We start from the raw sequence: 22,190 nt of genomic DNA, 5'->3' as shown, positions 1-22,190 counted from the left end.
TTTATCAAATCTCTCTATGAAACAGTATTAAAATACAGTGTTTTATGCGGTTTGTTTCTCCATAAATCAAACCCTTCCAGAAGCCATTCAAATTCCTGTAAGCTCAACGTCTGCGTGGCCTCTTGGGCACCCTTAGGCCAGGCAAATTTCTCCGATTCAAGGCGCTTGAGCCACAGGCAAAAACCATTGCGATGCCAGTACAATACCTTGAGCTTATTGCGCTGGCGATTGATAAAAACATACAGTGCACTGCCGAACGGGTTTAGTCCCAATTCTTGCTCGACCAGCGCACTCAAGCCGTTGATCGCTTTCCTAAAATCAACTGGCTCCTGGCACAAGTAAACCTGCTCAATCTCACAGCCCGGATGCATCAGTGCTCTCCTTGCGCCGCACGACCAAGGGCCACCAGCCATTCTGGCGACGGCAGGTCAGATAGCTCTAGCCGCATTCCTGAGGGCAATACTAAGCTGCAACCGCAAGCGCGTGGCTCGTCAACCGCCTCCCTCACCCGCAGCGCTACAAATTTGCTTGCCTGCCTCGATTCGACACTTTCATCTGTCGCCTTTAATTTGTTCTGCCAATAATATAGGCCTTTCACAGATACACCATGCCGCTTCGCATAGCTACTCAATGAGCTACCTTTGTGTTTGGCTGCCTCCAAATGGGCTGACCAAAATTTTTCTCCCAATCTCATCTTTGTTCTATTGCTCCATCTGAATTTAGATGTGAGAAAGTATGAGGACTCCAACTTCAAGCCACAAGTCTGGGGTTCATGGCGTTCTTACCCTCAAGTGGCCTGAAAAAAGCCGAATGACGGGTGCTGTGGGATCAACGCTTGAGTGAAGTAACGCTCTAGCAACCTGAAAAACGTCTACCTAAGCTATTTGGGTGTGGTGTTGATTTAGGAGAGCGTTTCATTCTGGGGGCTAACGGCCGAGCCCGTGGAAACGAGCGCTTTGGCATTGTCGAACAGCCGTCAGAAAAGCCGGACCACACTCGACAATCAAAAAAAATCAGTTGATTACGTCAGCCCCCAGTTTGGATCACTCTCCATCGTCACAGAAGATTGAAGCGAGATGGATATCCTGGGTATTTCTGGCGCTTTTTAAATAGGCGTTGGCGAGGTCAAGTGCTTGCTCCGCAGAGAGCGCACTCCGTGGTGACGATAAGATGCTACCCAACATATTGTTCCCTTATTATTGTCTGCTAGAGCCAAGGGAGCCGGAAGAAATTGAACCGGATAACTGTCAGATCAGAACCAATACAAATTAAGCGTTAGCTACGAGATCCAAAGTTTTACCGCTTAATGACGCTTTGAATTTAATCCCGCAGCTAACGCTTATTGCTGATTTGTTGCTCTCACTTAAGCAAAACGATTCGCTTCTCCCACAGCTCCGCGCTGCTGTAAGAGCTGTTTATTCATCTGACTTAAGCCTCTCGCATCTTGAATATTGGCGTCTGTCAAAGTCAGTTTGACACGCATCGAACTCCAAGAAAGGCTTGCTTGATAGCGTCCCTCTTTTTCGCTGACCTGCCAGACACGGACTACTTCGCGGTTACTAGTGGTTGACAAATGGACGCTATCGGCCATCTCTTTCCAAGCAAGCCCATGAATTGGTCCATCAAAACCTCGCAACACCGTTAGACATTGACCCAAGCTCGCGTTCCATAGCCGTACCGTCTGGTCATCACTACTCGAGACGATCTGCTGACCACTTGATGTATATACCACCTTCTTAACCCAGCCGGTATGCCCTTCCAAGATGTGAACGGCCTTCCCACTGCGCACGTCCCACAGTCGTACCGTATGGTCATCACTGCCGGAGGCAATCTGATAACCACCAGGCGAATACGTCACGCCACGAACCGGTTTGGTATGTCCTTGTAAAGAGTGGATGGCCTCCCCACTGTCCGCATCCCACAACCGTACCGTCTTGTCTAAACTGCCCGAGGCAATCTGTTGACCGCTAGGCGAATACGCTACGCTAGTAACATTGTTGATATGCCCTTTTAAGATTTGCTCAACCTTCCCACTACCCACATTCCACAAACGAACCGTCTTATCCCCGCTACCCGAAGCGAGCTGCTGGCCGCTGGGCGAATACACTACGCTAGTAACCATGCCGACATGCCCTTTTAAGCATTGATCGACCTCCCCGCTGTCCACATTCCACAAGCGAACCGTCGCGTCCGCGCTGCCCGAAGCGATCTGCTGGCCGCTGGGCGAATACACTACACTAGCAAGAACGCTAAAATGCCCTTTTAAGATGTAATTAGTCTGCCCACTGTGCGCGTCCCACAAACGTATCGTCGTGTCCTGACTGCCCGAGGCGATCTGATGACCGCTCGGCGAATACGCTACACTTGTAACAGCCATGACACGCCCTTCTGAGGTGTGACTGGTCTCCCCACTGTACGCATCCCACAGCCGCACCGTCTTGTCGCCACTAGCAGAGACGATCTGACGACCGTTCGATAAATACGCCACGCTCGAAACAAAGCCGGTATGCTCTCTGATGGTCTGGCTCTTCCCGCTGTCCACATCCCACAACCGCACTGTTTTGTCAGCACCGCCCGAGACGATCTGACGACCATTGGGTGAATACGCTACGCTTAAAACCCTGCCGTCATGCCTTAGTAAGACGCGTTGGAGTTCTCCGCTATGCCTGTCCCACAGTCGCACGCTACCGTCATCACTGCCCGAAGCAATCTGCCGACCGCTGGGTGAATACACCACGCTAGTCACTTCCCCGACATACTCTTCTTCGTCTATTAAAGTATGTTCAAGTTCTTCGCTGCGCGCGTCCCATAATTGCACGTCCCCGCCCGCACTGCCGGTGGCAATCTGATAACCATCGGACGAATACGCTACGCTAATCACTTTGCCAGCTTCCAGGTATAAGGTATCGCTGAGTTCTCCGCTGTGCGCGTCCCATACTTGCACACCCCAGTTACTGCCGCCTGCCGCAATCTGATGGCCGTCGGGCGAATACACCACGCTCAAAACGTCGTCCTCATGCTCTGTTAAGGTATGGCTGAGTTTTCCGCTATATGCATCCCACAAACGCACCGTTTGGTCATCACCGCCGGAGGCGATCTGATGACCACTAGGCGAATACGCTAAGCTCAAAACATTGCCGGTATGTCCTTGTAAGGTGCAGATTTTCTCCCAGCTCGAGGTGTTATAGATGTTAATCGTGCCGTTTTTAAGACCCACTGCACACGCCTTACCATCGGGAGAACACGCGCAGGAATTGACTTCGCTTTCTTCTTGAAGATAGGGTCCTTCACCAAACCGTACCCCTTCCATCTTGGCCCCACTTAAATCCACCTGACGCAGCCAACTTCCACTTAGATTGGCTCCCCTCAAATCCGAGCTTTGTAATTGGGCCGAATCAAATATCCCATAACTTAAATCCGCGCCTGGCACGCGGATTCCTTTAAGGTCTTTATGACTCAAGGACACACCGGCTTTCACCAACAACGTCAGCGCGTTAGCTGCAATAGCCTGCACCTCTTCTGTTTTGGATCGTTCTACCCAGTTCAATAACTTCTCTTTTAACTGCGCATCTTGGTGGACTTGCTCTCTTAAAAACGTAAATATATTTGGATCATTAACAAGACATACTAATTCAAAAAGTCTGGCTTTTTCGACTACCTGCTCGAGCTGTTTTGCCTCTAATAGGTTTTGCAATTGACTCAACGCAAATTGCTTGAACCCTTCATCTGAGCGAATTAAATCCCGCTGATATTCAGTTCGAATCCACTCTTTAATTAAATGTAATTTCAGCGCAGGAGAATCGATGAGATCGCCGTCACGAGTCACTGTCGTTAAGGCTTTAAATAAAGCCTCTTGGCTTGAAAAATTCAGATGCTTTTCTACTTCTTCTCGCACTTCTTGCGGCAGCGAAAGAAAACTGGATTCGGGGGATTTTTGTGTTGCCGGATAACTCAGCTTGGGAAGGCTCGAAATAGAATTCAACATAGATATCTTGTTCAATAAAAAAATAAAACTCAATGATGAAGAAAGTGAAAATTAAATGAAAAGGCAGCAAAATTTCTTCTCACCGACTCGTAGGTTGGGGTTTGTTCCTCACCCCAACCTACGTGCTGAGTACTAGATCTTACTGCCTGGTGACTCTTAGACATTTTGGACACTTTGACTTTGACCACCGCAGCTTCTGAGGTACGTTTGCCAGCTAAAATCTCAGCTTCGACTTTAGCTGCCCATGCTTGCGCTTTCGTATCAAAAGTAGCAGACAAGCGCACATCTTTACGCGTTACCTCTGCCCGCCAGGATTATCCTCGTTTTCTGAGTGTAGCCATTTCCCACCTTGGCGTAAAAATGGCGTAACTTATAACATCAAATATGATTAAAGATGTCACAATAAATGCAATGACACGGCGAGAAAATCTAGCTTAAGCCAAGGATTTTTAAGGAAAAACTACAAAATGTTCGTTGATCGTCTGCGCGATCAAAAAGCGGACTGGTGCCGGGGACCGGACTCGAACCGGCAAGCCTTTAGGCGGCGGATTTTCTTCACACTACGTCTTTAAACGCCAGCGTTGCCGCTGTTTGTGCGCTGGACTATGCCTTCACCCTAGCGCTAATGCGCAGTAGGTGCCCTCCGTCTAGTCTCTACACCTTCTTTTTGCACCGGTACTGCCCGGCTACAAAAAGCTTGGCTCGGCGTTGCCTCGGCGCGTGGCACCAGGGGGTTCACCGAATTTGAAGGGTTCTACGCTGGCCGTTTCCAGCCAGGCACTCAAATTTTAAGTCCGCTATGTTTACCAAATTTCATCACCCCGGCAAGGAGTGAGTCGCGGATTTTACCATTGCTGCGATCGCTGTGTTCTAATAATTAGAAAAAATAATCCGCTTGACACACTTTAATTTCTCATTAGGTGCGGATAGCCGTCCACCGTCAGCGTAAAACCCTGCTCATCTGCGACTAGCTGTGCATTTGCACCCACCGGCAGCGTGACAAGTTTATCGCAGTGTCCAAACGGCAAACCTGTCACAATTGGGATGCCAATCACTGCGCGCATCTGCTCGACCATCGCCAACAAGTCATAGCCATTATCATGAGGAGCAAGCCGAATCCCACTAAAATCACCCAACACAAGCGCGCGCTGACGAGCCAGCACACCAGAAAAATGTAACTGATAAATCATTCGCTCCAACCGAAACGGATGTTCGTTGACATCTTCAATAAACAATATGCCGTTCTCTATTTGCGGTAGATAAGGCGTGCCAATCAACGACGCAATAATCGCTAGATTACCGCCCCATAGCGTACCGCTTACTGCAACCGACTGCGCCTGACGCACATTGCTATTTAAATGAATTTGCGGAAATTCAAGTGCTTGCCAAAAATGATGCAGAGTAAATTCATCTATTGTTTCAGCGCCAAAGTGACTGCATAAAGTCGGGCCGCCAAATGTCACTAACCCAGCCTGAGCCAGCAACGCCATCTGGATTGCCGTAAAATCACTATGCCCAACAAAGGCTGTCGGCCTACCCTTAAAGCGACGCCGCAACCCTGCATAATCCAGTCTAGGTAAAATCCGTGTAGCGCCATACCCCCCTCGTACCGCAAGCACAATATCCGGGCGCGCACACGCCGGGTCAATCAGTCGATTAAAATCAGCCGCCCGTTCATCATCTGTGCCGGCGAAGCGTTGGCAATGCCGCTGCGCCGCCTCTTCATTGTCAATTTGACAGCCATATACACGCAACCGCTCAAGTCCACGATCTACCATACTCGCCTCTAACGGATAGCCAGAGGGTGCGACCAACGTCAGATTATAATTTTTGCTCATGATTTTGATGGTCGCGCATCCCGTAATGCGCGGCGCTTATCCGCAAAAAAACCACTCAATAATTGCGCGCATTCCGTACTCCGTACGCCCCCGCTAATTTGCGTATGGTGATTTAGTTGCGGATTAGAAAATGCATTGAATACACTCCCACCTACCCCTGTTTTAGGATCGTATGCGCCAAACACCACGCGCGCAATGCGCGCATGCATCATGGCCCCCGCGCACATCAGACAAGGTTCAAGTGTGACATAGAGTTCACACCCAGGTAATCGGTAATTACTAAGTATATGGGCTGCTGTGCGTAGCGCATTCATCTCAGCATGGGCAGATGGATCATGTTTGCTGATAGGTTGATTAAACCCTGTCGCAATCACTTGGTTATCTCGTACCACCACCGCTCCCACTGGCACTTCACCTGCGGCTTGCGCTTCGCGTGCCGCGGCTAGAGCCAGCGCCATAAAATGCGTATCTCGTTCGGTGTCAGGCACCCTCATCGCAAGCTCCTGCGTTACAGTCTCTTTCTCTGTATGTCATCGAAAGCAGTAATGATACCAGCCAAGGCGGCGGCCTTGATTGCAAAAACTAAGGTACCACGTACCCTAGAAGAAATAGAAAACCTAAAATTCTCCCGGCAAATAAGCGCCGTTGCTAAAATTTAGTCAATCCGAGCATAGCCTTGTCCCGCCTGACTTTGAGAAAGATATGAGACACTTTTCAACGTAGTTATGCACAGTATCTGTGGATATCTCTGGGCTATCTTGCCTTTTATAAGGACACATCTTATGTTCCCAAAGGGAGGTATAAGGCCATCAGCCTCTACGAGACAAGTCCTAGTAGGATAAGGGCAACCGTAATAGTGAGCGCTCCTCCCAGGCGAGTTGCCATCTGCGCAAAAGGCATTAACTGTAGTCGATGGGCAGAAGTGAGTATCGCAACATCACCAATACCGCCCATCCCGCTATGGCAGGCATTAATGATTGCGCTTTCGATCGGATATAAACCTACCCATTTGCCCACAAAAAAGCCCACCGTAGTAAGGGTTAAAACGGTTACTACAATAGTAATGATGTTGGCTACAGTGAAAGCGGCCATTAAGTCACTCCAAGAGGTGATGGTAATGCCGATAGCAAAGAGTAAAGGGTAGGTGACCGCTGTCGAGAAAAAATGATAGATAGTGCGAGCGCCATTTTCTAATTTGGGCGAAATCGCATCAGTAAGCTTAGCAAATACAGTAAAAAATAGCATTGCCACAGGAGCAGGCAAGCCAATCAGTTTCTGTACGAGTACTCCAAGCATATATAAACAAATTGCCACCATACCAGCGGCAGCAATATGCTCAACCGTGACTGAGGAAGCATCGGTAGGTTTTGCGAGTGCATCATCGTCAGCGGCATATAAACGACCCTGTCCACTATAGCGGACATGGCACTTCCCGAATTGATTAAGCAAGCTCGCGCAAATAATCGCCACCAAATTGCCAAGCACAATAGTTGGTACGATTTGAGCGAATAGTTGGTTTTGCGGTAAGTTGAGAATGTCGGCATAGCTAAGGGTAAGAGGAATGGCCCCTTCGCCGATACCTCCCGCCATAATGGGGATGATGATATAGAAAAAAGTATGGTGGGCGCCCAAGCCCAAAGCGATACCGGTAAGTGTACCAACAATAGTTGCGAGTACAGAGCCTGCAGCAAGAGGGATGAAAATCTTTACGATGCCTGTAATAAGCGTCTGACGGTCCATACTAAGGATACTGCCAACGATCACACACGCAATAAAGAGATACAAAATCTTTGTCAATTGCCAAAAATCGTTAATGGATTGAACTAATTCATTAGGTAAGAGTGTGTAATGAACCAAGCAGGCGGGGAGAAAAATTGTCACGATAACAGACCCACCAATCTGGCGTAGACCTGGAATACGCTCTCCTAACTCGGCACAGGTAAAGCCGAATACAGCAAGTAGCGCAAACATAATTGAGATATCGCCAGAGACTTTTTCAAAAGCCAGAAGAAAGCCCAGGCAAACGAGCGCAAAACAATACACTGGTAGCGGGATAACGCCGATGCGTTTATCCATCAACTGCCACCAGCGAACAACCACTAATTTTGAATCAAATGTGGATAATAAGGACAACGCCGCAGCGTCTATAAGCGATGAATCCTGTTGCATTTAAATGCCTCCATTAGCATTTTTACCTTTATTCCAGTCAGGAGAATATTTAGATATGTAAAACTTCCCTTCTCATCGCGCACGATCATGGAACAATTCGAAGGCACCGATAATAATGTCAAGTCTCTAACGCTGGATTATTGACTTGTTGTAAGGCTATTTGAACAACCGTGGCGGACTATGATGGTGCTTATTGAGCAGCACCAAATAAAATATTCGTGCTTTCCCGTTTGTAAATCTAAGCCTATTATTGTAATAAAGTGAGTAATACTTAAAGAGCGAGTGGCGTGGTAAATGGTATAAGAAATCAATCAACGGCGATTGCGTTACTTTTACGAAGTCTGCGCACGCGGAAAAATTCGGGCAGCAGCGGATAATTTGAATACGGATTCGTCGGTGATTACGCGCCAAATCAGACTGCTGGAAAAGGAGGTAGGGGTCAAGCCGTTCGAGCGACACCGGCATGGCGTAACGCCCACTGAGGCAGCTGAACTATTGCTCGAATATTACCGCCGAAACCGCATGTTACAAGCAGATTTCGAGGCTGGCTTACAAGAGTTGCGCGGGATGCAACGCGGTAGTATTTATATTGCCACCCTTAAGGCATATAGCGATCTTTTAGTCGAGGATGCGCTAAGCGATTTCTGTTCAAAATACGCTCATTTAAATGTATCCGTTAAGGAATTTAATACCTCTGATCAAGTCGTTACTGAAATTCTCGAAGATGGGACGCATATAGGGATTATGAGTCACCATTGCCTAACTGACCCGGAGATTAGTTACCGTATGCGTAAATCAATACCAATATGCATGTTAGTGAATAAAAGTCACCCGCTTGTTGGCAAGCGAATAGTAACCTTCACGGAAGTAGCGCGCTATCCAATTGCGTTACCGCCTCCTCCATTTATTTTGTGGAACATTATTCGCTCAGTAGAGTCCGCTGAAAAAATACAGCTCATCCCAGGTATTATTAGTGATTCCCTTGCTGCTCGGAAAAAATTTGCCAGTATCGGACCTGGCGGAACTCTAATGTCACCCCTCGCAGCACAGCAAGAGATTAAGGCTGGTCAACTGGTTGCGCTTACAATTGATCATCCAACGTTCAACTCTTCTTTAGAGTTTTGCTTAATCGTCAAGGCGGGCAGGCCGCGTTCTCCAGCGATCAATCAATTGCTTGAGTTGCTTGAAATAAAATTGCTTGTGTGCGCGAATAAGGTCTGTTTATAGTAACGAAAGGAGTGAATACTGTGCATAACTCAACTTTACAGCGCCGCAGCGCCATCAAGATGATCGCCTCAAGTGGGGTTGCGTTTGCCACACCATTCGTTTTGACGCCTTCTCGCACTGCTCCGAAGCGAATTGTCATAGGTGACAGAGGAGGTATATTCTCTCAAATCCTAGACGATGTGTTCTATAAACCCTTCGCTCAGAAACATGGCATTGAAGTTATTAGCGCTACGACAGCAGCCATTCCCACTCCAGAAATTCGGACCATGGTTGAATCGCGTAATTACGCGTGGGATATGGCCGTCATCAATCAACTGTACGTCCGCCTTTTGACAGTTGGCAAGGCCTATCTTGAACCGCATGGACTCGAGCATGACCCGGTGATCTCGGCAATCGAGCCGCAGTTTATGTCGCCGTATGGCGTTGGCAAGAGCGTGTATAGCACAGTGCTTGCCTATCGGCGGGATACCTTTAAAGGGCGCCATCCGGAATCATGGCAAGACTTCTGGGATGTCGAACAGTTTCCTGGCCGCCGTGCCCTACGCAAGCTACCTAACGAAACGATCGAAATTGCCCTAATGGCCGCTGGCATACCGGCAGACAACGTCTACCCTTGTGCTCTCGACCAGGCATTTAAGAGCCTTGGCAAAATTAAACCATCGGTTGCTGTCTGGTGGACGAGTGGACCTCAAACTGAAACTTTGTTGAGGTCAAGCGAAGTGGATTTACTCCCAGTCTGGACTCCGGTGGCGAAGTCGCTTATCGACGCCAATATGCCAGTCGGGTTTTCGTGGGAGCAGCATCTCTATGCATATGACAATTGGGCGATCTTAAAAGGAACCCCTAACGCTGATCTGTGTCGCCAATTCATTCAATTTGCCTCGGAGCCAAAACGGCAGGCGCATTTCGCCCAGGAGAGTTGGTATGGCCCTACTCATTCTGATACCTTTAAATATATTGCCCCAAAACAGCTCAAGCTCATTCCAACTTATCCGGATAATCTGAGAAAGGGACTGCATATCGACGCTTCATATTGGTCCAAGCACCAGGAAGCAACGATTGAACGATTTAATCATTGGCTACTAAGCTGACGAACCGTGACTATGGATAATCATCGACCTCACCCTATTAACCGCCGAACAGCCATTAAAATCGCAGCGTTTGGAGCGGTGGCTGCCATCGCGCCATTCGTTTTAACGCGCTCCCGGACTGCCCCGAAGCAAATCATCGTGCGCGATGCGGGGGGAATTTATAGCCAGATATATAAAGACATACTCTATCAACCCTTCACGCAAAAGACTGGCATTCAAGTGATCAGTGCTACGTCAGGATACGAACCTACTACAGAAATTCGAACGATGGTTGAAACCCAACGTTATCTATGGGATATGGCCGTGATTAGCCAATCCACCATCATGTCTTTGACAACTGGCAAGGTTTATTTGGAGCGTCATGAACTTGAGCATGACTCGGTTGTCTCATCGATTTTGCCACAGTTTATGTCGCCTTACGGCGTAGGAACGAATGTTTCTACAACCGTGCTTGCGTATCGAACGGATGCCTTTAAAGGGCATCGAGCGCCACAATCATGGCAGGATCTATGGGATGTGGAGCATTTCCCAGGTCGCCGTAGTTTGCGCAAACATCCTTTTGGCACTATCGAAGCAGCGCTGATGGCTGATCATGTACCAACGAACAAGGTCTACCCTTGCGATCTCGAGAGGGCGTTTCGCAGTCTCAACAAAATTAAACCACACGTCGCTCTCTGGTGGATGCACGGGGCGCAGGTCGAACAACTGCTGAAGTCTGGCGAGGTCAGCTTGATACCCACTTATATTTCCCGCGTGCAGGCAGCGATAGACGCCGGTGCGCCGGTCGCAATGACGTGGGAGCAGCATATCTACGGATGCGAGAGTTGGGCGATTTTGAAGGGAACACCGAATGCTGATGCCTGCCGCCAGTTCATCCTATTTGCCTCAGAGCCAAAACAACAGGCGCTTCTTGCTCAGTATGCGATTGGACCGACTCAGCCTTACGAGCTATTAAAAAAACTGATCGACCCAGAACGGGCCAAGCTACTGCAAACTTACCCGGATAATCTTAAACGGGGCTTATATATTGATGCTTCGTACTGGCTTAAGAATAAAGAAACTGTTATTGAACGCTTTAATCAGTGGATGCTAAGTTAGTGCGACCTGAAAGTCGTTTGAACCTCTGTCTCACAGTAATAGTACAACTGGACGAGACCGGCTGCTCCATCAACCGTTCCCTACTCGGACATGCGGGGCTGGCAACGGTCCGGTGTGAAGCTCCGAAGACAATGTAACCACCGAGATATCGGTAGGCCGCGCTGTGAAGCAAAGCCGAATCTGCTAGCACTAAAGCGGAGAGGGGCTAGGGATGTGTGAATACGACCAACATAAGTGAACCTCTGCAAGTGCCGTAACATCCAACAGGCCAAAAGTGCTGGGCCTGAACCAACAAGGTAAGCGGTTAGGATTGGTCGCTTAACTTTCGATCAACATGGACGTACAACCGTCGGCATATAGGAGGGGTCCGACACGCACTGAAGTTCAAACGAAACAGGGTAAACCCGTAACGCTGCCGGAAACGGCAGGCAAACCGCAAGGAAAGCTGTTGGCGCTGCGGGCAGAGGATAGCGGAAAAAAGCATGCCAATCTGTAATGGGTTGGATACGGACTGCAATATAGTCCGGCACGAAAGTGAGCCAACTTCCGCTTAGCAATTCATAGCGAGATAACTTGACCAATCGTTACACACAGGAATGCAGATGACAGAGCTCGACACCTCAGCGCAAGCGAAAGGCGTCGGCAATGGTGCGCCTGTGCGCGAAGCCTTGAAGTGGGAACAAGCCAATTGGCCCCACATTATGGCGGAAGTGAAGCGACTTCAGGCGCGTATCGCTAAGGCAGTATTGGAAGGCAGATGGGGTAAAGCAAAAGCACTACAACATCTGCTGACCCGCTCGTACAGCGGCAAGATGCTCGCCGTGAAACGAGTGACGGAAAACAGAGGTAAAAGGACGCCAGGAGTTGACGGCAAGATTTGGTCAACTTCAGCGGCCAAATGGAAAGGAATGGGCTTGTTGCGGCACCACGGATATCGTGCCATGCCACTACGGCGTATTTACATTCCCAAGAGCAACGGCCTGAAGCGTCCGCTGAGCATTCCCTGCATGCGGTGCCGAGCGATGCAAGCTTTATGGAAGCTCGCTCTGGAACCTATTGCAGAGTGCACAGCAGACCCAAACTCATATGGGTTTCGGCCCTATCGCTCGACTGCAGACGCCATAGAACACTGTTTCATCGCTCTCGCTAGGCAATCCTCGGCAGAGTGGATTCTAGAAGGCGATATCCGCGGCTGTTTCGATAACATCAGCAAATCGTGGCTTTTAGAAAACATCCCAATGGACAAGCAGCTCCTGCGTAAGTGGCTTCAAGCCGGATATATCAGTGAAGATACCCTGTTCAATAGCACGGATGGAGTTCCGCAAGGCGGTATCCTCTCACCCGTACTAGCGAATATGACGTTGGATGGTTTAGAGGCAGCTGTTTACGCAAGCGTAGGTCTATCCGAATACGCCCGCCGACAAGCAAAACTCAACGTCATCCGTTATGCAGATGACTTCGTGGTCACCGGAATCTCGCAAGAGATTCTACAACACAAAATACTCCCTGCGATCAGGCAATTTATGGCTGCGCGTGGACTGGAACTCTCAGAAGAGAAAACCAAGATCACTCACATCTCGGATGGGTTCGACTTCCTCGGCCAAAATGTACGCAAGTACTCGGGCAAGTTACTCATCAAACCCGCAAAGAAAAGTGTTAAATCACTTCTGGATAAGGTCCGAGAAATCGTTAGAAGGTGCCGCAGCGCCACGCAAGAGGTGATGATCATGATACTGAACCCGATCATTCGGGGCTGGGCAATGTATCATCGCCACGTAGTGTCCAAGCACACCTTCTCACGGATAGACGCTCACATTTGGCAAATCCTATGGAAATGGGCAAAACGCCGACATCCTAACAAAGCAGTCAAATGGATTATAAAGAAGTATTTCCAGACCATCGGGAACCGTAGCTGGGTATTTGCTACGAAGAGTTGCTCCGGTCAGGGTTTGCACCTTACCGAACTCTTCCAGGCTAACACCGTCCCTATTCGTAGGCACGTCAAAATACAAAGCGCCGCGAATCCCTTTGATCCGGTCTGGTCTTCCTACTTTAACCGACGCCAAACTCAATCTCTGTAATACTGCCCGGTTCCAGAGTCTGGGGCTGACGAATTGCTTGAGCCGTGTGCGGAGTGATTCGCATGCACGGTTCTTGGAGGAGAGCGAAGTAGCAATGCTTCGCTTTTACTCGACACTCAACGCTTAACTTATTTGGGCTGTATTCATGGCCTCTGATGTTCCGCCGCGAGCATTGCTCGTATTTGGTTAAATGACTGACTCAGAACAGCATTCAAACGGGTTTGCCAGTTCTGAATGGGGGTATTAATGATGTTGAAAGTAGTTAACGCGATATCGGCCCAACAGGTTCCCACCGCCTCCACTTCATCCAATGAGCAGAGGCACACCACAACGGATACTCATACGGCGACGCATCCTCTCACTGTTGATATTGCCCAGCCCAATTCAGCGGGCATCTCGTATAACTCGTATCAAGAGTTCGAAGTTACCTCCTCAGGCATAGTCCTACAGAATGGCCCTGCTACGCGGATGATCTTGAATAAGACCATAGGGTACAAACCCTCTAAGTTCGATGGCACTGTAAAAATCGCAGGACAACGAGCCCAACTAGCCTTCTCCAATGCGAATGGCATGCATTTATGGGGATGCAATTTCCTCAATACCAGCCGCATCATATTTGCGACGGGTGAGCCTATTATCGGCAGCGATGGCAATCTTGACGCATTTCTCGTGAGCAAAAAAGGCCACATTACAATCAAAAGTGTCGCAAAGCTTAAGCAGTTTGATCAAATTGATCTCATCGCCTATTCCGTCAAAATAGATGGAGAGTTGCAGGCTAATACAATCAACATTAGCACTGGCAAGCATCAAGTCAATTATACGAAGTTAGGCGTCCCGGTGATTGCCACTCAGCCAGCAGCGAGCATTCAGATTGGGCAAAATCTGCCTAAATTAGACCAGGTCAGCGCGGGGTGGCTGAAATTCACAAAGAACGCCAAAGTACACACTAATGAACACCTAAGAATTAAAGCGGCTCTCTTATACAACTCGAGTCATCAGATTCAATCAAGCGGTGATGTAACACTAGAAGCTGATCGCTTAGACAATGCCGGCACACTCCGTGCTCAGCGCGATCTCTCGTTGTTAGGAAAAAAACTGGAGAATCAAGCAAACGCTTTGATCGACGGGCGAGGTCTGACGCTCACCCTACACGATCAGCTCAAAAACCGCGGGGTGATCCAAGGCAGCACCGTGGCTATTAGTGCACAGAGCCTGATCAATGATGGCACCGAGGATACGGATGAACATCAAGCCGGGGTGATCATGGCGCGCCACCAGCTTACCATCGGAGCGCAGACCCTACACAACCAAGAACATGGCTTAGTGCATAGCGATGGCGAATTGACAATCGGCAGTCCCCTCAATGCCCAACACAAAGTAAAAGGTTCCGCACAGCGCCTAACCAATGCCACCTCTTCTACCATTGAATCAATAGATAAGCTATCGATCCAAGCCGATCATTTGAATAATCAAAATGGGCAAATCACCGCGAGTGCAAATCTTGTCCTAGAGAGTAAAGAACTGAACAATACTTTGGGACATATAGAAATTGAAGGAGATCAAAGCGTATTGGATATGAAGGCCAACACCATTGACAATAGTGCAGGCCGCATAATTCATACTGGCGCAGGAGCAATCCAAATTGTTGCTCACAAATCCATAGTGAACCGCAATCCTGACAGGGCGAAAGGGGCAGGAATAATCAGTGGCAAAGGCTCTATTACCGTCAACGCTTCTGAAATATTGAATCATGAAAAGGGGAGCATTCTATCGAATCAAGCGCTCAAAATAGAAGCCTCTAAATTAATCAATAATACCTCTGGAACGTTATCGGCGAGCCAGAAAATCGAGATTGACACCTATCATCTAAATAACAGCAAAGGGTTCATTATCGTAGGGGGGGATGAAAAACCCAACGCACAGACTCCAAGCAACACACACAGCCCCATTCACGCTGCTCATCACCAGAGTATGCTTGAAATGCATGCGCAAAGAGTGATAAACGAAGCGGGGCAAATCCTTCAGACTGGAGCCGGTGAAATAAAGATTTTCTCAGGCGGAACCAGTAGCGATGAATATGGTTCACAAGGCGGTCTGATCAGTAATGAATACCGGAACTTGCTGGGAAGGCTAGAGATCTACAATAGTGGAGGTGCAATTGTAGGCAAGAGCGTGACTCTGAAAACAAGAGATTTTTTCCAAAATGGGGATGGTACGATATCCGCAAGTGATACCTTGTCCATAGCAGCAGGGCATTTTGAAAATTCGGAGAATGGCATTTTAGACAGTGAGGGAGATCTCCGCGTTTTAGTTCATTCTTTGAACAACGAAGGCCGCATACACGCCAAGGGCCAGGCCTTGATCGAGGGTAACGAGCTAATAAACGAGACAAATTGGCTTCCTCCGACAAATTCACTTCAACAAAATAAGGCCGTAATTACTGGCGATACGGTTTCAATTGGTGCACGTGATCAGCTCGGCGCTTCTTTGATCAATGATAATGGCTGGATCTTTGCGCAAAAAAATCTTTGGCTCGGTATCAAGAACCTTACCAATCTGCAACATGGCTCGCTCTATAGCTTCAGCAACTTGACTATTGGGGGTGAACTGAATGCGCAATTCAAAGTACAGGGCATTAGTGAACATATCCTCAATAAAGGTTCGAGGATTGAGGCATGCGACGATCTCTCAATCGATGCACAAGAGCTGAGAAATGAAAACGGGAGATTCGAGATTGAAGAAGAAGTGATTGATCAGCAAAAAGTCGACGAATATCAACCGGAGAATCAATCCATTCGCCATAGTAAAGAGAATGTCGAATGGGTGGACGCTGATGGATGGCGCCTCGCTCTGCGAGGCACGAACCCGGATGAGACCAAATTCGCTGATTTTACGCACTTTAACTATGAACGCACGGTGACGAAGACGAAGGTCACACATAGCGAACCCGGCAAAATTCAAGCGGGCGAGGCGATGCGATTGTCAGGAAAGGTGATCAACAATAAAAGCCAGATTATCGCGGCTGGCCTGCTCAGCACTTTTGATTTGGAAGATAGACCGGGTCAGATTGAAAACCATGATGCGGTGGGCCAACGGGTCACCAACGATCAAGGTACAAGTCAATACTCAAGACTAGATTGGCATGGCGGAATGTTCAGTCGGGGCTGGAAGCGCAGTACTCATGGACTTACGCCCTACCATATGAGCAATGCAGAAAAGTACAATTTGAATATCGCGTCCTGGCGGCAGGATGCGGGGACGGTGCTCATTGAACAGCCATCCATAACAGTAAAAGTGAGTCCTCCTAACCTAACGGGCTTCCAACTGTTCTTCAACAGCGGCTTGCATCGCCTTAACCTCGATCCTAATCAACCTCTGATTCAAACCGATCCCCGTTTTGCACGCAGCAGCGACAGCGTTTCCAGCGATTTATTGCTGCAATTACTCAACCTCGATCCCAAACTTGTGCCCAAGCGCTTAGGGGATGGGTTTTATGAACAGCAATTGATTCGCGATCAGATCATTGGCTTGACGGGTCACTACTATCTATCCGGCTATCGAAACCCGATTACTGAATTCAAAGCGTTAATGCATAGAGGCGCAAACTGGGCCAAGCAGCATAATCTGACGCTAGGTATAGAACCCACGCCACAGCAAATTGCCGCTTTAACCGCGAGCCCAGTCTGGATGGTGAATCAAAGCGTCAAATTACCCGATGGCTCAGAACAGACGGTCATGATGCCCAAACTCTATCTGGCTAAAAACGACGCCAGCCCGGTCCCTCTGAGCGGCTCGCTGATTTCAGCTAACGCCATTGAACTGCATAGCGATCATCCCCTAAAAAATGCTGGCACGATGATCAGCCGAGGTAATGTGAATCTCAATGCACGCCATATTGATAACCAGCGCGGCGCAATCGTCAGCTTGGACACCCTATCGATGCAGGCGAGCCATAATATCGATAGCCGTGCTGGCCAGCTGATTGCCGTCAAAAAAATCACCCTAAAAGCCGGCCATGATATCCATCTCCAGAGCCAAACCCAAACGACCCATGCCGTCAGCGGCAGCCAGACATCTCTAGATGGCATCACCGAAGTTCGAACAGAGCAACTGCAAGCGTATGCCGAGTCCGACATCCATCTGGCGGCGACTCAAATCAAGATGGATGAAAATGCTAGCTTAGAAGCCAGAGGTGACCTAACGTTAGGCACAGCCACGGTAGGCGCTCAGCACCAGCTAACCTGGGATGAGCGTAATTGGTTAAGCGTAAGCAAAAAAACAGAAGTAGGCTCTCTCATTCAAACCGGTGGAGCACTTGAACTCAAGGCAGGTCGAGATATTCATGCGGTTGGCGCTCATGTGAATGTAGGGGAAGCACTTTCCGTCAAAGCTGATCGGGATATTAAGGTGACGGCAGCCCACGAAGAACTCGATTTTGCTGAATCTCACCACTATGAATCGGACAATTTTTTCTCTTCTTCGAGTGAATTAACGCAAAACAAACTATATAGAAAACAAGCATTGAGCAGTACTTTTTCGGGCGATACCGTCAAGATGGAGGCTGGGCATGATCTCAGTGTGACGGGCTCAAATATCATTGGCATGCGCGCTGTGGGTTTGTACGCTGACAATGACATCAACCTAAACGCTGCCCAGCAGATTGAGAAAGCGAGCCATTATTCAGTCAAAGAGCGTTCTGGCTTATTGGACAGCGGCAGTTTGGGTTTTACCATTGGCGAGCGCCAACAAAAAGATGAATTTGAAGGCGAAAGCACTCCGCATATAGGCACCGTTATTGGCAGTGTCTCGGGTTACATCCAGGCCATCGCGGGCCGCGAATATCACCAAAGCGGCAGCCAGCTGGTAGCACCTGAGGGCAATATCGAGGGGAAAGCACTCAAAGGCACCGTCGTTCCGGTCTATGAACAAGGCCGACGCTGGCAGCATAACGAATGGCATCAATCCGGTTTGACCGTCTCAGTCAGCGCACCCGTGATTGCAGCAGCGCAAACAGGCCAGCAAATGCTTCAAGCCAGCACGCAAGTGAGTGACCCACGCATGCATGCGTTAGCCGCTGGCGCTGGCGCGCTCGCGGCTAAAAACGCCTACGATGCGATCCAAGCGGATCCTAAAGCCGCCGGCGGCGTTACCGTCAGCGCGATGATAGGTGAGAGTCATCAGGAGTTCCAGCAAACCCAGCTGAGCACCACAGCGTTAGGCAGTGCGATCAAAGCTGGCGGCACTGTGCGCTTGGATATGAAAGGTTTAGGTGAAGAGTCAACCCTCGCTGTCATCGGCTCTCAGATTGAAGCCAAGCACGATGTCGAACTCAACATAGAAGGTCCACTGAATGTTGAGGCAGCGCTGAATACCTTTAGCCAGCACAGTGAACGCCATAACCAGAGTAGCGCGGTAGGAATGGCAGCCACATTCGGCACCCAGAACTCAGTGGGGGCATCCGCCACACTCAGTCTTGGGCGTGGCCACACAGATGGCATTGAAGTCAGCCATACACCGGCTCAGATCAAAGCGGGTCGCACACTGATGTTAAACGCGCAAAGCGATGTCCACTTAAAAGGCGCTCAGCTCTCTGGTCAGCAAGTCGAAGCCAGAATCGAGGGTGATCTTGAAATTGAAAGCGTGCAGAACACAAATAGCTATAACAGCCACTATCAAAGTATCAGTGGCAGCGCCACGGCAGGACCCACTTCTGCGGTCAGCATTAACTTCTCGCAACAAAAAATAGACAGTACTTATCGGAGCGTAGCGGAGCAAACAGGCATACAAGCCGGTGACGGAGGTTTTCAAATTGAGGTTGAAGGCGATACAAAGCTTGTTGGCGGGGTGATTGCAAGTACAGATCGAGCAATCGCAGAAGGTAAGAATCAATTTGTAACGGCGACTCTGGTTGCCAATGACATTATCAATCAGGCTAAGTACGATGCACACAGCCTAAGTTTAGGCATAGGGTATAGCTCAAGTGGAAAAAACGTGGGCTCGAGCCAGTCTGGCGAAGCCGTCACTCCTGCGCATAGCGGCAATCAGCTGGCGAGTCGGAAAGGGATCAGCCCCTCGATACCCATTGCAATGAGTGCTTCAGGCACCGCATCGTCTACGACAAAGAGCACCCTCAGTGGCGCTCAGATCGTGATTACGGATGAGACTCGGCACAAGGCATTAACAGGGCAAAGTTCAGAGGACACCCTCGCCAGCCTAAACCGCGATCCAGCGCTCAACCATTCGGCGCTCGCGCCCATTTTTAATCAAGCTGAGATTGAAGCGGGCTTTGAGATCGTGCAGGCCTTGGGCCGGGAAGTGAATACGTTCATTCAACATAGAGCCAAAGATGCGGATCGTAAAATTCAGCAAGCTAAAAATAAAGAGACGCTCGCCAATGAAAACGCGTTGATCCCTGAGGAGCGGCGGCAGCAGTTAAAGGAAGACGCAGCTGAGTTGCGTGTGCAAGCGAAAGCGTTAAATAATAAGTGGGGTCCAGGTGGCCTCAACCGGCGGGTATTGACTGCGTTAACAGCGGCAGCCTCTGGCAATGTAACGGGGACAACCGCACAGTTCGTGCAAAGCGGCGTGGTGAACTTAATCCAGCAGCAAGGCACAAGCTATATCGGTCAGTTGGTGCAAGCTAAGGCTCTAGAAGAAGGCAGTCCAGCGCATGCGACACTACATGCCTTAGTGGCAGCTGGCGGAGCAGTCGCGAGCAATCAAAGCATAAGCGCTAGCGCGATAGGAGGAGCCACTTCCAGTTTATTGACGAACTTATTCAAAACCGATTCTGATGCAACGCAACAAGAGCAAGAAGCGAAACGCAATCTATTGGCGGGTTTAGTCACGGGTATTGCCGCAGCCGTTGGGCAGGATCCATCCTCAGCGCTGACGAGTGCGAGTATAGCGATAGAAAACAACTGGCTGGCTACAGAGCAAAAGGCGCAGACCCAAAAAGAATTAGAAGCCTGTGAAGATAGTCTCGCCTGCAAAGCAGGGACAATGATTAAATGGACGGGCATTTCGGCAAAGCAAGACGCATTGACGATGTCAGGTCTTGTCAGCGGTTTGGCTGAAGCGGGTTGGGAGGATGCAGAAGGGTTAGTTGAATTTTTTTCGGACTTGCCCAAGAGCCTAAAAGGATTAGCGGCTCTTGTTGCTAACAAGGAAGTACGACAGCAAGTAGGCGAAGCGATTGTTGCTGAGTTAGATGCCAAAATTAGCCGGATGCAGGTCGCGGTGGAGAAAGGCGGCGACCAGAATGCCGTGCAACTGGGTCGGGATTTAGGCAATTTAATTTGGCAAGTAGGCTTGATAACGATAGCGGCAGTTGGGGTAACCCAGTTCACTGCATCGCTGGGCAAGGCTGGAATTCATGTGGGTAAGAAAACACTGGAAGAATTTTCTAGCCTCTCGAAGTTTGAACACTTGGCGAAAGCGAGTGGCGCTTCTGCCGCTGATGGTAAGCTGCTGACGACGGTTAGCCAGCCAGCAAATGTCTCAAAAATCGAGGAAAAGTTACAGTATTTCTTTGGGAAAGCAACGGGAAGAAAGCACAGCACTGATCGCTCTATAGGAATGCTCCGCCAACTCGAACAGATTGGGCTATATGATACCCCTGCTGCCCGGCAGTATCTTTCTCGGCATTTTTCAGAAATTTATGCTAATCCCGCAAGTTTTGTTGGTATTGGAAAAAAGGGCATTGTAGTACGTCACTCTTTGCTAATGGGGCCTAGAGGTGGCATAAAGCTAGAAACATATTGGAATGGTAATCTCCTAGAATCAGGAGAAGCATTCGGGCCTACCGGTCGGTTCACCCATAAACCAAAACACTGGGAGTAATAATGATCACGTTTACTGAGAGCTATGATTCTGTAAGAGAAATGAAATATTGGTTCCAGGATAAATATAAAAAGTGGCTAATCCTCGGTTCCAATCACGAAGCAATTTATGAATGCCGTTCACTTGAATCTGACTCAAATGAGCTTGATTTTGGGCTGGGTATAGCAGTTGCAAGCAGAGGGGTTACACCTAAAGCGCTACTCGTCGAAAGTTATCAAACTGTGTATGTAGGATTTGATTCTTACATAGCAGCGGTCTCCATTATCCAACCATCTTCAACTATCGAAAACCGACTATTTCGACTAAATGGAGTCTTTTTTGACCTGCTCCTATTGAAAAATGGAAATCTTTGCATTATTCATGAAATAGGTGCGCAAGTTGTTACGAGAGAATTGACAGAGGTATGGGATGTTTCCACAGGCATTGTTACAGATTGGGTTATTAATGATGAACAGGGGATACTTTCACTGACCGAAATGTTTACAGGGAAAGTTATAAATATCTCAATTTCAACGGGTGCTATTTTGCCAGCTTGAAGTGGAGCGCTGATCCTCTGCTATAGTGGATTGCTGCGTTTGCTGCAACTGTTGATAGAATGCCCTTAATCCAAGCGTCTGTTCGCGCCACTGCAAGCAGGCGCTAATGTTGTGGGCATGGGTTTTCGCAATTTCAGCAAGCGAAATGTTGGCGGGTTCTCGGTCAGACTTGGCGGAAGGTCCGGCAGGCTCGCCGGTAAAAGCGGCGTTGTAGTGGCGCACGAAACCAACGTTAACGCCAAAATTGGCAGCATCAGCTTGCGTAACATAGACGGCTGTCAAACAGCGTCCAAAATTTGCCAGTAAACAGCGCCGAAAAGTTT

Annotated in this window: 15 protein-coding genes; 6 read left to right on the top strand and 9 right to left on the bottom strand. The window is 48.9% G+C overall.

Annotation, left to right across the window (positions count from 1 at the left end; genetic code table 11):
* Positions 1 to 14 precede the first annotated feature (14 nt).
* The 8 genes from tnpB to KMZ15_RS03335 all read right to left on the bottom strand — a co-directional run bounded on the left by tnpB (position 15) and on the right by KMZ15_RS03335 (position 7,992).
* The gene (tnpB, locus tag KMZ15_RS03370; RefSeq protein WP_223691061.1) at positions 15 to 371 is read right to left on the bottom strand and encodes an IS66 family insertion sequence element accessory protein TnpB; all 357 of its coding nucleotides are present in this window, start codon (positions 369 to 371) and stop codon (positions 15 to 17) included.
* Entirely contained in the window at positions 371 to 598 is a 228-nt protein-coding gene (locus KMZ15_RS03365; protein ID WP_223694193.1) for a hypothetical protein, read from the bottom strand. Before KMZ15_RS03365 ends, tnpB begins: the two co-directional genes overlap by 1 nt.
* Positions 599 to 1,043: 445 nt before the next feature.
* Positions 1,044 to 1,184, bottom strand: a complete 141-nt coding sequence (locus KMZ15_RS03360) for a hypothetical protein (protein ID WP_223694190.1) — start codon at positions 1,182 to 1,184, stop codon at positions 1,044 to 1,046.
* Positions 1,185 to 1,363: 179 nt separating this feature from the next.
* Positions 1,364 to 3,985: a pentapeptide repeat-containing protein gene (locus KMZ15_RS03355; protein ID WP_223694188.1), complete on the bottom strand. Its 2,622-nt coding sequence runs from the start codon at positions 3,983 to 3,985 to the stop codon at positions 1,364 to 1,366.
* Between the two features lie 29 nt (positions 3,986 to 4,014).
* The gene (locus KMZ15_RS03350; RefSeq protein ID WP_223694185.1) at positions 4,015 to 4,263 is read right to left on the bottom strand and encodes a hypothetical protein; all 249 of its coding nucleotides are present in this window, start codon (positions 4,261 to 4,263) and stop codon (positions 4,015 to 4,017) included.
* 627 nt (positions 4,264 to 4,890) lie between these two features.
* Positions 4,891 to 5,823: a muramoyltetrapeptide carboxypeptidase gene (gene ldcA, locus KMZ15_RS03345; RefSeq protein WP_223694182.1), complete on the bottom strand. Its 933-nt coding sequence runs from the start codon at positions 5,821 to 5,823 to the stop codon at positions 4,891 to 4,893.
* Entirely contained in the window at positions 5,820 to 6,317 is a 498-nt protein-coding gene (tadA, locus tag KMZ15_RS03340; protein WP_223694180.1) for a tRNA adenosine(34) deaminase TadA, read from the bottom strand. Before tadA ends, ldcA begins: the two co-directional genes overlap by 4 nt.
* 322 nt (positions 6,318 to 6,639) lie before the next feature.
* Positions 6,640 to 7,992, bottom strand: coding sequence for a 2-hydroxycarboxylate transporter family protein (locus KMZ15_RS03335; protein ID WP_223694177.1), 1,353 nt, complete (start codon positions 7,990 to 7,992; stop codon positions 6,640 to 6,642).
* A 321-nt stretch (positions 7,993 to 8,313) separates the two neighbouring features.
* On the opposite strand from KMZ15_RS03335, the gene KMZ15_RS03330 reads away from it, so the two are divergent.
* The 6 genes from KMZ15_RS03330 (at position 8,314) to KMZ15_RS03305 (ending at position 21,867) form a co-directional block, all read left to right on the top strand.
* Positions 8,314 to 9,219 carry a LysR family transcriptional regulator gene (locus KMZ15_RS03330; RefSeq protein WP_223694175.1) on the top strand — a complete coding sequence of 302 codons (906 nt, stop codon included), beginning with the start codon at positions 8,314 to 8,316 and terminating at the stop codon, positions 9,217 to 9,219.
* Between the two features lie 20 nt (positions 9,220 to 9,239).
* Positions 9,240 to 10,310, top strand: a complete 1,071-nt coding sequence (locus tag KMZ15_RS03325; protein ID WP_223694171.1) for an ABC transporter substrate-binding protein — start codon at positions 9,240 to 9,242, stop codon at positions 10,308 to 10,310.
* A 12-nt stretch (positions 10,311 to 10,322) separates the two neighbouring features.
* Positions 10,323 to 11,408, top strand: coding sequence for an ABC transporter substrate-binding protein (locus tag KMZ15_RS03320; protein WP_223694169.1), 1,086 nt, complete (start codon positions 10,323 to 10,325; stop codon positions 11,406 to 11,408).
* Between the two features lie 602 nt (positions 11,409 to 12,010).
* Positions 12,011 to 13,489 carry a group II intron reverse transcriptase/maturase gene (ltrA, locus tag KMZ15_RS03315; protein ID WP_223691158.1) on the top strand — a complete coding sequence of 493 codons (1,479 nt, stop codon included), beginning with the start codon at positions 12,011 to 12,013 and terminating at the stop codon, positions 13,487 to 13,489.
* A 246-nt stretch (positions 13,490 to 13,735) separates the two neighbouring features.
* Positions 13,736 to 21,331: a hemagglutinin repeat-containing protein gene (locus tag KMZ15_RS03310; RefSeq protein ID WP_223694166.1), complete on the top strand. Its 7,596-nt coding sequence runs from the start codon at positions 13,736 to 13,738 to the stop codon at positions 21,329 to 21,331.
* A 2-nt stretch (positions 21,332 to 21,333) separates the two neighbouring features.
* The gene (locus KMZ15_RS03305) at positions 21,334 to 21,867 is read left to right on the top strand and encodes a hypothetical protein (RefSeq protein ID WP_223694164.1); all 534 of its coding nucleotides are present in this window, start codon (positions 21,334 to 21,336) and stop codon (positions 21,865 to 21,867) included.
* Here KMZ15_RS03305 and KMZ15_RS03300 read toward each other — a convergent pair.
* Positions 21,841 to 22,149, bottom strand: a complete 309-nt coding sequence (locus tag KMZ15_RS03300) for a hypothetical protein (RefSeq protein WP_223694161.1) — start codon at positions 22,147 to 22,149, stop codon at positions 21,841 to 21,843. The genes KMZ15_RS03305 and KMZ15_RS03300 overlap by 27 nt on opposite strands.
* Between the last annotated feature and the right edge of the window lie 41 nt (positions 22,150 to 22,190).

Origin of the sequence: Mycoavidus sp. HKI, assembly GCF_020023735.2 — a bacterium.
GTDB lineage: Bacteria > Pseudomonadota > Gammaproteobacteria > Burkholderiales > Burkholderiaceae > Mycoavidus.
The sequence above is the reverse complement of the archived record's forward strand: the minus strand, read 5'-3'. Positions and strand labels throughout refer to the sequence as shown.